The organism is Chitinimonas violaceus, assembly GCF_052601015.1.
In genome coordinates, this window is the sequence record NZ_JBQXDJ010000288.1 from 1 (window position 1) to 255 (window position 255).

Here is a 255-nt window from a genome sequence, read left to right on the forward strand (position 1 = left end):
GTCGGACAGCCCAGACATTGATGCGCATGGATCTGGTCATTCTGGATGAGTTGGGTTACCTGCCGTTCAGTCAGATTGGTGGTGCTTTGCTGTTCCATCTGTTGTCGAAGCTGTATGAGCACACCAGCGTCATCATCACCACCAATCTAAGTTTCTCGGAATGGTCGAGTGTATTTGGCGATGCCAAGATGACGACAGCCCTGCTGGACCGACTGACGCACCATTGCCACATCGTTGAGACGGGTAATGAATCTT

General features: G+C 51.4%; 1 protein-coding gene. It reads left to right on the forward strand.

Annotated features, from left to right (window positions below; genetic code table 11):
- Positions 1-255, forward strand: a 255-nt coding sequence (locus ACUHMQ_RS21325) for an ATP-binding protein (RefSeq protein WP_445297430.1), incomplete at both ends; no start/stop codon positions are given.